General features: G+C 59.7%; 12 protein-coding genes. 3 read left to right on the top strand and 9 right to left on the bottom strand.

What is annotated here, in order from left to right:
- Positions 1-86 precede the first annotated feature (86 nt).
- Positions 87-1,448, top strand: a complete 1,362-nt coding sequence (locus tag FHT78_RS20870; RefSeq protein WP_183748218.1) for an LLM class flavin-dependent oxidoreductase — start codon at positions 87-89, stop codon at positions 1,446-1,448.
- Here the strand turns inward: FHT78_RS20870 and FHT78_RS20865 are convergent.
- The 6 genes from FHT78_RS20865 to FHT78_RS20840 form a co-directional block, all read right to left on the bottom strand.
- Positions 1,439-2,092: a methionine ABC transporter permease gene (locus tag FHT78_RS20865; protein WP_183748217.1), complete on the bottom strand. Its 654-nt coding sequence runs from the start codon at positions 2,090-2,092 to the stop codon at positions 1,439-1,441. The genes FHT78_RS20870 and FHT78_RS20865 overlap by 10 nt on opposite strands.
- The gene (locus FHT78_RS20860) at positions 2,073-3,155 is read right to left on the bottom strand and encodes a methionine ABC transporter ATP-binding protein (protein WP_183748216.1); all 1,083 of its coding nucleotides are present in this window, start codon (positions 3,153-3,155) and stop codon (positions 2,073-2,075) included. Before FHT78_RS20860 ends, FHT78_RS20865 begins: the two co-directional genes overlap by 20 nt.
- Positions 3,156-3,239: 84 nt before the next feature.
- Entirely contained in the window at positions 3,240-4,076 is an 837-nt protein-coding gene (locus FHT78_RS20855; protein ID WP_183748214.1) for a MetQ/NlpA family lipoprotein, read from the bottom strand.
- 239 nt (positions 4,077-4,315) lie between these two features.
- Positions 4,316-4,876, bottom strand: coding sequence for an FMN reductase (msuE, locus tag FHT78_RS20850; protein WP_183748212.1), 561 nt, complete (start codon positions 4,874-4,876; stop codon positions 4,316-4,318).
- Between the two features lie 204 nt (positions 4,877-5,080).
- On the bottom strand, positions 5,081-6,283 hold the full coding sequence (locus FHT78_RS20845) for an MFS transporter (RefSeq protein ID WP_183748210.1): 1,203 nt from the start codon (positions 6,281-6,283) through the stop codon (positions 5,081-5,083).
- Between the two features lie 397 nt (positions 6,284-6,680).
- Positions 6,681-7,880: an MFS transporter gene (locus FHT78_RS20840; protein ID WP_183748208.1), complete on the bottom strand. Its 1,200-nt coding sequence runs from the start codon at positions 7,878-7,880 to the stop codon at positions 6,681-6,683.
- A 106-nt stretch (positions 7,881-7,986) separates the two neighbouring features.
- Here FHT78_RS20840 and FHT78_RS20835 point away from each other — a divergent pair, with 106 nt between their 5' ends.
- A complete protein-coding gene (locus FHT78_RS20835) occupies positions 7,987-8,937 on the top strand; it encodes an AraC family transcriptional regulator (protein WP_183748206.1) in 951 nt (316 codons plus the stop codon).
- A gap of 45 nt (positions 8,938-8,982) precedes the next feature.
- On the opposite strand, the gene panB is transcribed toward FHT78_RS20835, so the two are convergent.
- The 3 genes from panB to FHT78_RS20820 form a co-directional block, all read right to left on the bottom strand.
- The gene (gene panB, locus FHT78_RS20830; protein ID WP_183748204.1) at positions 8,983-9,804 is read right to left on the bottom strand and encodes a 3-methyl-2-oxobutanoate hydroxymethyltransferase; all 822 of its coding nucleotides are present in this window, start codon (positions 9,802-9,804) and stop codon (positions 8,983-8,985) included.
- A complete protein-coding gene (panC, locus tag FHT78_RS20825) occupies positions 9,801-10,676 on the bottom strand; it encodes a pantoate--beta-alanine ligase (protein ID WP_183748202.1) in 876 nt (291 codons plus the stop codon). Before panC ends, panB begins: the two co-directional genes overlap by 4 nt.
- A 199-nt stretch (positions 10,677-10,875) precedes the next feature.
- The gene (locus FHT78_RS20820) at positions 10,876-11,469 is read right to left on the bottom strand and encodes a transglutaminase-like cysteine peptidase (RefSeq protein ID WP_183748201.1); all 594 of its coding nucleotides are present in this window, start codon (positions 11,467-11,469) and stop codon (positions 10,876-10,878) included.
- Between the two features lie 534 nt (positions 11,470-12,003).
- Between FHT78_RS20820 and FHT78_RS20815 the strand changes: the two genes are divergently transcribed.
- A complete protein-coding gene (locus FHT78_RS20815) occupies positions 12,004-13,032 on the top strand; it encodes a CorA family divalent cation transporter (protein ID WP_183748199.1) in 1,029 nt (342 codons plus the stop codon).
- The last annotated feature ends 118 nt before the right edge of the window (positions 13,033-13,150 follow it).

The raw sequence follows: 13,150 nt of genomic DNA, 5'->3' as shown, positions 1-13,150 counted from the left end.
TCTAATTTCAGTGGAAGAAGCGGTGAGTTCCGGACCCGGCCGATAATTTCCAAAAAGTACCCGACGGAATCTCAGGACTGTACCCAATGAAGAAAATGCAGATCTACGCCTTCGACATGAACTGCGTGGGGCACATAAACCATGGCATGTGGACGCATCCGCGCGATCGTTCGGTCGACTATACCCACCTCGACTACTGGGCGGATTTTGCCCGCACGGCCGAACGCGGCAAGCTCGACGGCGTATTTCTTGCCGATATTGTCGGCGTCTACGATGTCTACAAAGGTAGCCCCGCCCCGGTCATCGAGACGGGCGCCCAGATCCCGGTCAATGATCCGCTGATGCCGATTTCGGCCATGGCCTACGTCACTGAGCACCTCGGCTTCGGCGTCACCGTCAATACGACCTATGAGCCGCCCTTCCTTTTGGCACGGCGTATGTCGACACTCGATCACCTGACCAAGGGACGCATCGGATGGAACATCGTCACGGGCTATCTCGACAGCGCCGCCCGAAGCATGGGCTTCGAGAAGCTGCCTGAACATGATGCGCGCTACGACGCCGCCGAGGAATATCTCGAAATTCTCTACAAGCTTTGGGAGGGAAGCTGGGACGATGATGCGGTGCTGCGCGACAAAGAACGCGGCATCTTTGCCGATGCCTCCAAGGTCCGTGCAGTCAGCCATCAGGGACAATATTACAAGATGGAGGGCGTCCATCTTGCTGAACCCTCACCACAACGCACGCCCCTGCTCTTCCAGGCCGGCGCCTCGGCACGAGGGCAGGACTTTGCCGCCCGCCACGCCGAATGCGTCTTCATTGCCGGACCGACGCCGCAATCGGCACGGCCGACCGCCGACGCGCTTCGCGCCAAGACGCTGGCAAACGGCCGTGGTGCGGATGCGATCAAGATCCTCAGCCTGATTACCGTCGTCGTTGGCAAGACCGAAGCCCAAGCGCAGGAGAAACTCGAAGACTATCGCCGGCATGCGAGCGTCGAGGCGTCGCTTGCGCATTATTCGGCCTCCGTCGGCGTCGATTTTTCGAAATACGGGCTCGATGACGCGATCGACCAGAACTCGACCAACGCCAATCAGTCGGCGCTGGCGGCGATCACCAAGCAGGCGGCAAAGCCGGTAACGAAGCGGCAGATCATCGACCAGATGGTGCTCGGCAGCCGCATGAAACCGATTGTCGGATCGCCGGAACAGATTGCCGATACCCTGCAGCGCTGGATCGAGGAAGGCGGCATCGACGGCTTCAATCTCGCACGCACTGTGACACCCGAGAGCCTTCATGATTTCGTCGATCTCGTCGTGCCTGTGCTGCAGGAGCGCGGCCTGTTCAAGGCCGACTATGTGGAAGGACCGCTGCGCCAGAAGCTGTTCGGCGGCAATGGCCGGCTGCCGGCCAGCCACCCCGCCGCGCAGTTCAGATCTCAGCGATGATCCAGGCGGGCGACGAGCCGGTCGCCCAGCCACTGGATACCGCAAACGAGAACGATGAGCACGACAACGACCGCAATCATCACGTTGGTTTCGAAGCGCTGGTAGCCATAGCGGATGGCGAGATCACCTAGACCGCCGGCACCGATGGCGCCGGCCATGGCCGAGGCGCCGATCAGCGTCACCAACGTGACGGTAAAGCCGGCGACGATGCCGGGTAGCGCCTCGGGCACAAGAACCTCGCGAATGATCGTCCAGCGATTGCCGCCCATGGCGCGCACGGCATCGATGAGGCCGCGATCGACCTCACGCAGCGAGACTTCCGCGATGCGGGCATAGTAGGGAGTGGCCGCGATTGCGAGCGGAACGATGGCCGCCCAGGTGCCGATCGCCGTGCCAACGATCAGGCGCGTCAGCGGGATCAGCGCCACCAGGAGGATGATGAAGGGCACGGAGCGGAAACCGTTGATGACAGCGCCCAGAATGCGGTTGATCCAGAGATTTTCGGCAATGCCGCCGCGGTTCGTCAGCACCAGCGCCAGGCCGAGCGGCAGGCCTGCTACCAGCGAAATCAGGCCGGATGCAGCCGTCATAAGCACCGTCTCCCAGAGGGAGCGCAAAAGTAGATTAATCATGATCGGTGACATAGCCAAGCACCTCCACCCGGGCCGACCGGGCCTTCAGAAACTGTTCGACCGCTTCGGCAAGCGTGGAATCGCGCGCCGGAACGGCAATAAAGAACCGCGCAACAGGCTGGTTCTGGATGTGGTCGATGCCGCCATGCACGAGGCGGAAGGAATGAGGCAGCGCTGCCGAGAGATCGGCAAATAGCGCGCCTTGCGCTTCCGGACCGGAGAGATCGACGCTGAGGATCGCTTCCGTGCCACCCTTCTGCGACAGGCGCGCGGCAATATGCACGGGCAACTGCGGACGGATGCCGCCGAGCAGGCTTTTTGTGATCGCCGCCTGCGGATCGCCGAAGATCGACCAGACCTGGCCCTCTTCCACGATACGCCCCGCATCGATGACGGCGACGCGATCGGCAATGCTGCGCACCACTTCCATCTCGTGGGTGATCAGCAGGATAGTAAGCCCAAGCTTACGGTTAATATCCTTCAACAGGGCAAGGATCGAACGCGTCGTTTCCGGATCGAGGGCCGAGGTCGCTTCGTCGGACAGCAACAGGGCCGGCCGGGCGGCGAGTGCGCGGGCAATACCGACACGCTGCTTCTGGCCACCTGAGAGCGACGACGGATAAGCCCTAGCCTTGTCGGAAAGGCCGACGAGTTCCAGAAGCTCCTGCGCCCGCTTCAGCCGTTCGGTCTTGACGACACCCTCGATCTTCAGCGGCAGGGCGACATTCTCCTCGACCGTCTTGGATGAGAGCAGGTTGAAGTGCTGAAAGATCATGCCGATACGGCGGCGCAAGGGCTGCAATTCCTGTTCCGCAAGGCCTGCAATATTGCGGCCCTCGATGACGATCTCGCCACTATCGGCCCTTTCGAGGCCGTTGAGGCAGCGGATCAGCGTGGATTTGCCGGCGCCGCTGCGGCCGATGATGCCAAGGATTTCGCTCTTCTTCACGGTGAGCGAAACGCCGTCGAGCGCTGCCGTCACGCCGAATTTGCGCCTAACATCCTTGAGGCGCACGACCTCTTCGGCCTCTCCCGGCCGCGTCTCGATCCCTGAGGCGGAGACAATTGAATTCATCCTCGTTCCTTTACAAACGCTGAAGGCGGCCCCGGCAAAGGCCCGGGCCGCCTCGGTTGCTAACCCCTTCTAAGGGCGGCGAAATCAATAGGCGCTGAGGCCCGTACCCTTATAGACCTTATCGAATTCGGCCTTCACAGTCTCATTCTGATAGGAGGAGACGAGGGTCTTTACCCAATCGGCATTCTTGTTTTCCTCCTTCACGGCGATGAAGTTGCGGTAAGGATTGTCGGCGATCGGCTCCTGTGCGATGCGCTCCTGTGGGGACAGGCCGCTCTTCAGCGCCCAGTCGGTATTGACGACGCCAGCGTCGAGGTCATCGATGGAGCGGCCGACGATACCGGCATCGAGTTCGCGGATTTCAATGTTCTTCGGGTTGTCGGAGACGTCGACGATCGTTGCCAGAATGCCGGTGCCGTCCTTGAGCTTGATCAGGCCCTCGTTCTGCAGAACGCGAAGGGCACGTCCTTCGTTGGACGGATCGTTCGGGACACCGATTACGGCGCCCGCGGGCAGTTCGGCAATCGACTTGTGCTTCTTGCTATAGAGGCCGATCGGCCATACGCCGGTATAGCCGACACGGACGATATGATAGCCGTGCTGCTTGATCTGGTTGTCGAGATAGGGCTGGTGCTGGAAGGCGTTCGCGTCGATTTCGCCGCGCTCCAGAGCCTCGTTCGGTTGGGTGTAATCGTTGAAGGTGATCGTTTCAATCTTGAGGCCCTTCTTGGCGGCTTCGCTGGTGACGACCCGCCAGACATCTTCATCCTCGCCACTCATGATGCCGACCTTGATCGACTTGTCTTCGGCAAAGGAAGGAGCCGGCGCGGCAAAGGCGATGAGTGCGGCCGCAGAGGCGGCAATCGTGAGAGCCGCGCGGCGCGAAAGCGAACCGGCGCCGAAATTGTTGTTCTTAGTCATTTTTTTATCCCGTCTGACTTGATGAGGCCGAGCCCCGAGCAGGCGGATAATTGCAAATACGGGCATGGCGAGCGAAGCACGAACATCTGATGTCTTCTCATCACCGGAAAAACTCTTGCAGCCTCTTCGAGACCAGCAGGATAAAATTCCATCAAAATTATGGATTAATCCAGCTGCTAGGCGCGCTTCAAACAAAACGGCGCCCGAAGGCGCCGCTGAAATCCGTCTTTGGATATCGTTCATTCCGCCGCGATCAGCCTTGAGCTTCTGACCGGAAAGAAGGCTGCGAGTTCGCCGATGACCTCTCCGATGCGCTTGGAAAGCTGTTCGGAGGAAACGCGATAGTCAGTGAAATCGCGGTCCGAGGCGTAGACGGCGGTCGGCAGCGTATGCGCCATGAAGAAGCCGAAGAGCGGGCGCAGCTGATGCTCGACCATCAGCGCATGACGATCGCCGCCACCGGTCGCAGTGATGACGATCGGCTTGGCACGCAGTTCATGCGGGTCGATGAGATCGATCAGATGTTTGAAGAGACCCGGGTAGCTACCCTTGAATGTCGGCGCGCCGACGACGAGGACGTCGGCATTGGCAACATCGGCGATGATTTCCCTGGCGCGACTGTCGAGGTCGTCGCGACGCAACGCCTGGCCGAGCGACGGCCCGACATCCGTCAGGTCGTAAATGGTGTTGTCGAAACCATATTTTTCGGCGGCGAGGCCGGCGATGTTCTCGACCAGCGCAAAGGTCTTCGAGGGACGATTGAAGCTGCCGGCAAGACCGACCAGTTTGGGTGCAGACATATTATTTCCTTCCGCTATCGCGCCGTCGATGGCTCCATCATGAGACGGATATTATCTATCAAAATAGTAGATTAAAGAAATGACGATCTGTCTTCGCCGAAGGCCGGAGAAAAAATATTCATCCGAACGCAACGTCTCGCCGGGCGCTTGCGAATGCCAAAGAGGCACCGAAACGTATTTCGGCGCCTCTTTCTGAGTGCGAACTTAAACCGCTCGATGCTTTGGGATGCGCGGCAGGAAGATGGTGAGCAGTCCGAGCAGCGGCAGGTAGGAGCAGATGCGGTAGACGAAGGCGATACCATGCGAGTCGGCAAAACCGCCGAGCAAGGCCGCACCGAGACCGCCCGCGCCGAAGGCGAAGCCGAAGAAAACACCGGCGATCAGGCCGACGCGCCCCGGCACCAATTCCTGTGCGAAGACGACGATGGCCGAGAAAGCAGACGCGAAGACCAGGCCGATGACGACGCTGAGAACGCCCGTCCAAAAGAGGTTGGCATAGGGCAACAGCAGTGCGAAGGGGATCACGCCGAGGATCGAGAACCAGATGACGAAGCGTGCACCGAAACGGTCGCCGATCGGCCCGCCAAGAAAGGTGCCGGCGGCAACCGACCCCAAGAACAGGAAGAGCATCAGCTGCGCCTGCTGCACATCGAGCTGGAAACGGTCGATGACGTAGAAGGTGAAATAGCTTGAGACGCTTGCCATGTATACATTCTTGGTCGCCGTCAGCAACACGAGGATGAGCAGCGCCCAGATGACCTTGCTCTGCGGTAGCGGCAGCGTGCGGCTCGGGGCTGCCTTGCTGGCGTTCTTACGACGGTGGCTCATGTACCAGTTGCCGACCCAGCTCAGGACCACAATGCCAACCATGGCAATGCCGGAAAGCCACGACACGCTGTGCTGGCCGTTCGGCAGCACGATGAAGGCCGCAAGCAGAGGGCCAATCGCCTGGCCGGCATTGCCGCCCACCTGGAAGAAGGACTGGGCAAAGCCGTGGCGTCCGCCGGAAGCAAGACGCGCGACGCGCGAGGATTCCGGATGGAAGACGGCCGAACCGAAGCCGATGAGGCTTGCTGCAACGAGCAGCAGCTCGAAGCTGCCGGCATTGCCGAGCAAGATCAGGCCGCAGAAGGTGCTCGCCATGCCGACCGGCAGCGAATAGGGCATCGGCCAGCGGTCGGTGACGATACCGACAAGCGGCTGGAGCAGCGAAGCGGTGACCTGAAAGGTCATGGTCAGCAGGCCGATCTGCACGAAATCGAGGTCGTAATTGGCCTTGAAGAGCGGATAGAGTGAAGCAAGCAGCGACTGCATGATGTCGTTGAGCATGTGGCAGAAGCTGACGGCCACCAGGATAGACATTGCGGTCTTCTCAAAACGGGGCGCGCTCTCGGCAACGGATGCCATGGGTCTCCTCCTGCGCGGCCGGAACAGGCCGTCGTCGGTTTTGGGTGCGGGCTGTTTTTAAGGCGATCGTGGCTTGAAAGTGAATAGTCAGCGGCGGTCGCTGAAAAAGCGTTTATCGTATGAACAGAGACGATTACAGCCCAGTTTTGCATGGATCGGTACGCAATTGTAAGATTCTTGCTCCCGATCCTGCAATTCAGACCGCTCGCACGCCGGTCCCGCAACAAATTCCCTGCTGGCAACCGGATCGCGGATTGAAACGAGGGGCTTCGTGAAAGGATCCGAACTACGAACAATAGAATCTTGAAGGACCCGTGCGCCTCCAGCAAGACTATGGATAGGCCATGTCTTTGCCATCGCCTATCTTAGCAGCCTCGGAACTTCGAGAAACTTCGTGCTACGAAGCCGTTTCCACAGCTCTTCGGCCGCGAACACCGATGACGATCGCTCCACAAAGAGCTGAAAGGGCTGCGAAGCCGAACACTCCTTCAAGCCCTTGGGCGTCGACAATAAGGCCGCCGATTGCTGCCCCGCTCGAGATCGCAACCTGGAAAGTCGTCAACATCAGAGCGCCGGCGCTTTCTGCCTCATCGGATGCAGCTTGCGTCACAAAACTCTGGACGCTTACAGGCAAGGCTCCGAACGCGAAACCCCAAAGGGCAGTGGCAACGAAAGCAATGATCGGTAGGATGCCGGCGAGTGCCAAAAGCAGTGTCGTTGCGGCGATTCCGCCTGCTGCAATCACGATGGACAACCTCGTGCTTCGCTCCGAGACAAAGCCACCGAACAGATTACCAAGAAATCCACCGATCCCGAAGGCCAGGAGCGCGCCGGAAATGCCTTCGACTTGCAGATGCGGAACTGTTTCCAGGAAAGGACGAATGAATGTGAAACCGGCAAAATGGCCGGCCACGACAAGCAGCACCGTGAGCAGGCCGAGGCGGATGGACGGACGGCGCAGCACCGCGGCCATTGTCGCCAATCCCGCAGAACCGGTGGCTGGCATCGCAGGCAAGGTGAGGATCTGCACCACGAGTGCGACGCCGCCGACGGCGGCGGCAATCAGGAAAGCGGAGCGCCAACCATAGGCCTCCCCTACCCACGCGCCGACGGGAGCAGCGCAAACCGTTGCAACGGAAACACCGGTCATGATAATTGCCATCGCCCGCGGCATCAGTTCCTCCGGAACAAGCCGCATGGCGAGCGCCAGCGATAAGGCCCAGAAGCCGCCGAGCGCGATACCAAGCAGCGCACGGGCAATGAGAAGCGCGATAAGCCCACCGGCAGACGCTGCGAGGAGGCTTGACAGAATCAGCAGGCTCGTCAAGCCGAGAAGGGTTATGCGGCGGTCGATCCGGCTCGTGCCGATGACCACGGCGGGTCCGGCGAAAGCGCCGACGACCGCCGTCATCGTAACCGACTGACCCGCAGCGCCGATACTGACATTGAGATCATGGGAAATCGGGGTGAGCAGACTGGCCGGCAGAAACTCGGCCGTGACGAGACCGAAGACTCCGAGCGAAAGCGAGACGACGCCGGCCCAGGCGGGCTCCGATTCTTTGGTCTTTTTATGGAATCCACTGGAATTGAGATTCATATGCCATCTCCAAACATGTTGCAGTAAGGCTAGACGGCTCGTTCTGGTGCTTCTATGCTAGAAAATCCATAAATCATGACCGTTCGTCCAAATGAGGAAAGTGTCCATGAGCGATGCATTGACGGAAATGATGCGGGGACTTCGCCTGGACGGGGTCGATTATGGCCGTTGTCAGCCTTCTGCCCCGTGGGCTACGGCGTTTCCGATGAAGGATGAAGCGCAGTTCCATTTTCTGGCTGCCGGGAAGGCGTTTGTGCAGACGCCGGACGGAGATTGGATGGAGATGCATCCGGGCGATGCGGTCCTTCTGCCGCGGGGCGATGCCCACGTGCTTGCAAGCGAGCCTGGAATAACACCGACGCCGGTCGAGTGCATGACGCGCAGACCGGTCTGCGACGGCATTGTCGACCTGCAGTGTCCGTGCGCGGACAGCAAAAACCTCTTGTTCTTTGCTGTCATGCGGTTCAACGTCGACAAGCGTCATCCGCTGCTGCAACTCATGCCAAACGTGATGCGGACAAGCGACCTCTCGGTGAGCGAGCCCTCTATCCCTGCCCTTCTCGATGCCATGATGCGCGAAGTGGATATGAACCGCGTCGGCGCTGGCGGCATCCTGGCCCGCCTCGCAGATGTTCTCACCGCGACGATCATTCGAGCATGGGTCGAGCACGGGTGCGGCGACTCTTCCGGCTGGTTGACGGCGGTTCGCAATCCCGAGGTAGGACGGGTTCTAGCAGCCATCCATCTCGATCCTGCCCATGATTGGACGGTCGAAGAACTCGCACGGAAGATGGGGGCATCCCGATCGGGTTTTGCCGAACGTTTCGCCAAGGCAGTTGGCGAGACGCCTGCCCGTTACGTTGCCCGCATGCGCATGCACCAGGCGCATCAGTGGCTGCGCGAAGGACAGCGTGTCGCCGCGATTGCCGAACGGCTGGGTTATGAATCCGAAGCGTCGTTCAGCCGTGCCTTCAAGCGCATCATTGGCGCTCCGCCCGTAACCTTTCGCACGCGCACTCTGGATGCAACTCGTCCCAGAGGTCAGCTCGCATCCTGAGATCGGCGTGGGTCGCCAGGCTCAGCAAGGCAGCAGGCCGCCCAATCAAGACCGGCGCTTGAATGTATGTTTTTCCGCGGGGAATGCGCGGGAGCGCACCTCGCCCGCATAAGCGGCAGCCGCCGCCCCGACCCTCTTTCCAAGTTCGTCGTACCGTTTGACGAAGCGCGGCGTGAAGTCGTTGAACAGCCCGAGCATGTCGTCTGAAACCAGGATCTGGCCGTCGCAGGCGGCCGAAGCACCAATCCCGATTGTCGGAACAGGAATTGCCGTCGTCACCTCGCGGGCAAATGTCTCGACCGTTCCCTCGATCACGACCGCAAAGGCTCCCGAATTGCCGATTGCCTCGGCGTCACGCCGGATCTTGGCAATCTCCATCTCGGAATGTCCGACGGATCGATAGCCGCCGGCGGTATGAACCTGCTGAGGCATGAGGCCGATATGCCCGAGAACCGGAATACCGCGCGCTGTGAGGAAGGAAATTGTCTCGGCCATCTCCTCGCCGCCTTCAAGCTTGACCGCATCGCACCCGGTTTCCTGCAGAATGCGCACGGCATTGCGATAGGCCAGCTCCTTCGACTCCTGGTAGCTGCCGAAGGGCATGTCGATAACCACGCAGGATCTAGCGACGCCGCGCATCACCGCTCTGCCGTGGGCGATCATCATGTCGAGCGTCACTGCCACGGTGCTTTCCATGCCGTAGAGAACCATGCCGAGCGAATCCCCAACCAGCAGGAGATCGCAATGTTCGTCCAGGAGCCGCGCCATCGGCGTGGTATAGGCCGTCAAACACACGACCGGCGTTCCGCCCTTCATCATCCGGATTCGTGTTGGCGTCAGGCGTTTTGCGGAGCCGACAGCGCTCATTGTGCTTCTCCCTTTCCGGATAAGCCTTTTCTGGCAATCACCCGGTTGTCGAGAAGCTTGGTCGAGCCTATCCGCACGAACAGTGCGACAACCACCGGGTCCTCGATTTTCGAGACATGCTTCAACGTCGAAGCGTCCCTTACAGCAACGACTTCCGGCGTTGCCAAGGGTTCCCGGCTGATGAAGCCGACCAGCTTCGCTTCAAGCACCTGAGGGTTGGTGAGGCCCTGAGCGACGAGGCGTTCTGCCTCCTCCAATGCTCGCGGGATGATGACCGCTGCGCGTCGTTCCTCCCCGCTGAGATAAACGTTGCGAGAAGATAGAGCGAGGCCATCCGCATCCCGGATCGTCGGCACCGGAACGATACGCACTGGCAGCGCCAGATCGTCTGTCATCCGTTTGATGATGACGACCTGCTGGTAATCTTTCTCGCCAAAATAGGCGTTGCTCGGCTGGACGATATTGAAGAGCTTGCTGACGACGGTCGCAACCCCCGCGAAATGCCCCGGCCGAACAGCGCCTTCCAGCTCGCAGCCAAGTTCCGGCACATCAACCACAGTTTTCATCGGGTGCGGGTACATATCTTCGACACCGGGCGCAAAGAGAATATCGACGCCAGCCTTTTCCAGCATCGTTCGGTCGCGTTGCAGGTCGCGCGGGTATCGGGTCAGGTCCTCCGTCGGCCCGAACTGGAGCGGATTGACGAAGATCGAGGCAACGACGATTTCGTTTTCAGCGCGGGCTCGCGCAACAAGTTCCATATGCCCCGCGTGAAGATAACCCATCGTCGGCACGAAACCGACGCCACCGCCATTTGTTCTCACCGCGGCAAGCGCTGCGCGCACCGCGTCAATGCTCGATAGGACCTGCATGTGCCCTCCCTGGCCGCCTTCCTGACGTTTGGAGGCGGATAGAAGATGTAAGCTGGGTCACAGGTCAATGGATTCTTTTCGATAGGACCGATTAGATGAGGAAACGTCCATCAGCGCGTGTTCAAATAATGCTTACTGCGCGACAGGGGCCGACGGCAAATTAATGGTGTTTCCCCCCCCGCGTGGCATGTCCGGGCATCTAAAGTTCGTACCATGTCCGCGGATTGTCACCCGACTGGATCATCAGCCAACGCAGATCCGTATCCTTCCAGCTCTTGATCGCATTCGTGCGATTATCGAGCACCAGATCGCCTTGATCGGTCCTGACGACGAGAACCGCGTGGCCCTTGCCATCGGGCGTCTTGGTCACTGCGATACGCAGCGCCTTCGTCGACCAGCCCATAGCGACGAGGTGATCGCGTTTCGTCAACGCAAAATCTTCGCAATCGCCCGCCGTCACGTTCACCTGCCAGACATCGCCTTGATCCGGCCGGTCGTCGCGTGAGCGGATCGAGCGGTTGACGGCGGTGTTGACAGCGCGAAGCTGCTCGTCCGCCAGTGGGCTCAAGGAAACTTCGGAAACATCGCCGCGAGCAGTGCACTCATCTGGATTTCGAGCGCAAAACATCACATGCGCGAAAGGTGCTGCAGTCCGGCGCTTTTCAGAAATATAGCTGACTACAGGCGCCGTCTTCAGGCCACGGGCTGCACCGGCAGGACCGTCCGCGTGAGCAGTCTGAACCGCGAACAGAGATGCAAGCGTCACCACGATAACCAGTTTATGCTTACGCATCTTCTACTTCCGTGTGGGGGTTGATTGAGCTTCGCCCAGCCGCGATGAAGCCCTGGCGCCTCATTCGCACGGCTGGCGCCTGATCGCGATCCTTATTTCCGAAAACGATAATATTTTCAAATGCGTAGCTATATGCGTGTTTCACTTTGCGACCCGGACGCATCCAAGTTCTGGGGCGTATCCTGTCATTCAGTCACAGAATGCCCATCGCAACCAGACGCATGCCGCCAACGGCTTGACAATTTAAACTAGTGCGGCGGGACAGCCGTTTCAATTGCCGCGATGCGTGCTGATTTGGAAAAAGTCACCCGCAAGATGTTGGGGTGCGTCGTCCTGAACGGCTGATCCGCTCGGGCTGGCGCCGATGATCGGCGTGGTGATCGTCGGATTGCCTGCTAACTGGGAACTACGATCTTCATCAGCGAAATCGCTTTCGCAGCAACAGCTTCAGTTTCTCTGCTGTTGAAAATTCGCCTTCGTGCCAATAGCGTTCTGATAGCGCGCGCCGACATCGCGCGGCGGCTGGAGGTACTCATGCACGAGCAGGCCATGAACGTTGCGAGTTACGGCGTAGAGCCGGGTTTGCGTTTCGCGGTGCTCCTTGACGGAAATGGCGGCTGCCGCACCCTTGACATGGAAGCGGTGCGTCGATGGGCGCCAGATGACGGCGTCGTCTGGCTGCATTTCGAGCGTGATCATCCAGCCGCTGCGGAATGGGTGGCGACGAGAGGCGGCTTCGATCCGCTCGTTGCGGAAGCCTTGCTGGAGGAAGAAACGCGCCCGCGCGTTGAGAGCATCGATGACGGCCTGCTCATTATCCTTCGCGGCGTCTGCGCCACGCCCCCGGAAGAAGCAAAAGACGGGCCTGCCGAAATCGATCTCGTTCCTCTTCACATATGGGCAGACCAGCGCAGGTTGGTAACCCTGCGCGACAGCGGCCATTATATAACCGCCTTGCGCGATATCCGTCTCGCCCTGGATAAAGGCAAAGGTCCAAAGCAGACGGGGGAACTGCTCGCTCTCGTCAGCGAAAAGCTGGTGCGCGACCTTGAGCCTGTGCTCGACGCAATGGACGAAGAGGTCGATGAACTGGACGAATTGATCTTTCACGGCGAAGCCAGTGAAGTACGCGAGCGGCTAAAGCAACTTCGCCGGCGCTCCGTGCAGCTTCGGCGCTATCTCGCACCTCAGCGCGACGCCTTGAACCGTATCGAGCATGACGACGCACCCTTTCTGAAGGAGCGTGATAAGCTGCGCTTGCGCGAAGTCATCGACAAGCTGATGCGCTTCATCGAATATCTCGACGCCATCCGCGACCGTACCGGCATTCTGCATGACGATCTCTCGACGGTCATCAGCGAGCGGATAGCCCGCAATTCCAATCGCCTCGCCGCCCTCGCCGCGCTGCTGCTGCCGCCGAGCGTTGTGGCCGGTCTTTTCGGCATGAATGTCGGCGGCATCCCCGGCGTCAACGACACCTGGGCTTTTATCATCATAGTTGCTTTCGTTGCGATCATTTCCGTCGCGACCCTGATGGTCCTCAAGCGGATCAACTGGCTTTGAGGAGCTGAAGACAGAGATCCAGAAGGTCCCTTCGAACGACTTCAACGCATGCCACCTATAAGGGCCAGTTCCTGGAAAAGACCGGCAATCTCGTCGACCAGCCAACCGCCTTCTTCAT

Origin of the sequence: Rhizobium sp. BK196, assembly GCF_014193255.1 — a bacterium.
Lineage (GTDB): Bacteria > Pseudomonadota > Alphaproteobacteria > Rhizobiales > Rhizobiaceae > Rhizobium.
This window is presented reverse-complemented; position numbering and strand designations above follow the sequence as displayed.

What these genes read in the sequence shown, in the direction of transcription:
- FHT78_RS20870 (WP_183748218.1), top strand. Translation starts at nt 87, where the DNA reads ATGAAGAAAATGCAGATCTACGCCTTCGACATGAACTGCGTGGGGCAC.
- FHT78_RS20865 (WP_183748217.1), bottom strand. Translation starts at nt 2,092, where the DNA reads ATGTCACCGATCATGATTAATCTACTTTTGCGCTCCCTCTGGGAGACG.
- FHT78_RS20860 (WP_183748216.1), bottom strand. Translation starts at nt 3,155, where the DNA reads ATGAATTCAATTGTCTCCGCCTCAGGGATCGAGACGCGGCCGGGAGAG.
- FHT78_RS20855 (WP_183748214.1), bottom strand. Translation starts at nt 4,076, where the DNA reads ATGACTAAGAACAACAATTTCGGCGCCGGTTCGCTTTCGCGCCGCGCG.
- msuE (WP_183748212.1), bottom strand. Translation starts at nt 4,876, where the DNA reads ATGTCTGCACCCAAACTGGTCGGTCTTGCCGGCAGCTTCAATCGTCCC.
- FHT78_RS20845 (WP_183748210.1), bottom strand. Translation starts at nt 6,283, where the DNA reads ATGGCATCCGTTGCCGAGAGCGCGCCCCGTTTTGAGAAGACCGCAATG.
- FHT78_RS20840 (WP_183748208.1), bottom strand. Translation starts at nt 7,880, where the DNA reads ATGAATCTCAATTCCAGTGGATTCCATAAAAAGACCAAAGAATCGGAG.
- FHT78_RS20835 (WP_183748206.1), top strand. Translation starts at nt 7,987, where the DNA reads ATGAGCGATGCATTGACGGAAATGATGCGGGGACTTCGCCTGGACGGG.
- panB (WP_183748204.1), bottom strand. Translation starts at nt 9,804, where the DNA reads ATGAGCGCTGTCGGCTCCGCAAAACGCCTGACGCCAACACGAATCCGG.
- panC (WP_183748202.1), bottom strand. Translation starts at nt 10,676, where the DNA reads ATGCAGGTCCTATCGAGCATTGACGCGGTGCGCGCAGCGCTTGCCGCG.
- FHT78_RS20820 (WP_183748201.1), bottom strand. Translation starts at nt 11,469, where the DNA reads ATGCGTAAGCATAAACTGGTTATCGTGGTGACGCTTGCATCTCTGTTC.
- FHT78_RS20815 (WP_183748199.1), top strand. Translation starts at nt 12,004, where the DNA reads ATGCACGAGCAGGCCATGAACGTTGCGAGTTACGGCGTAGAGCCGGGT.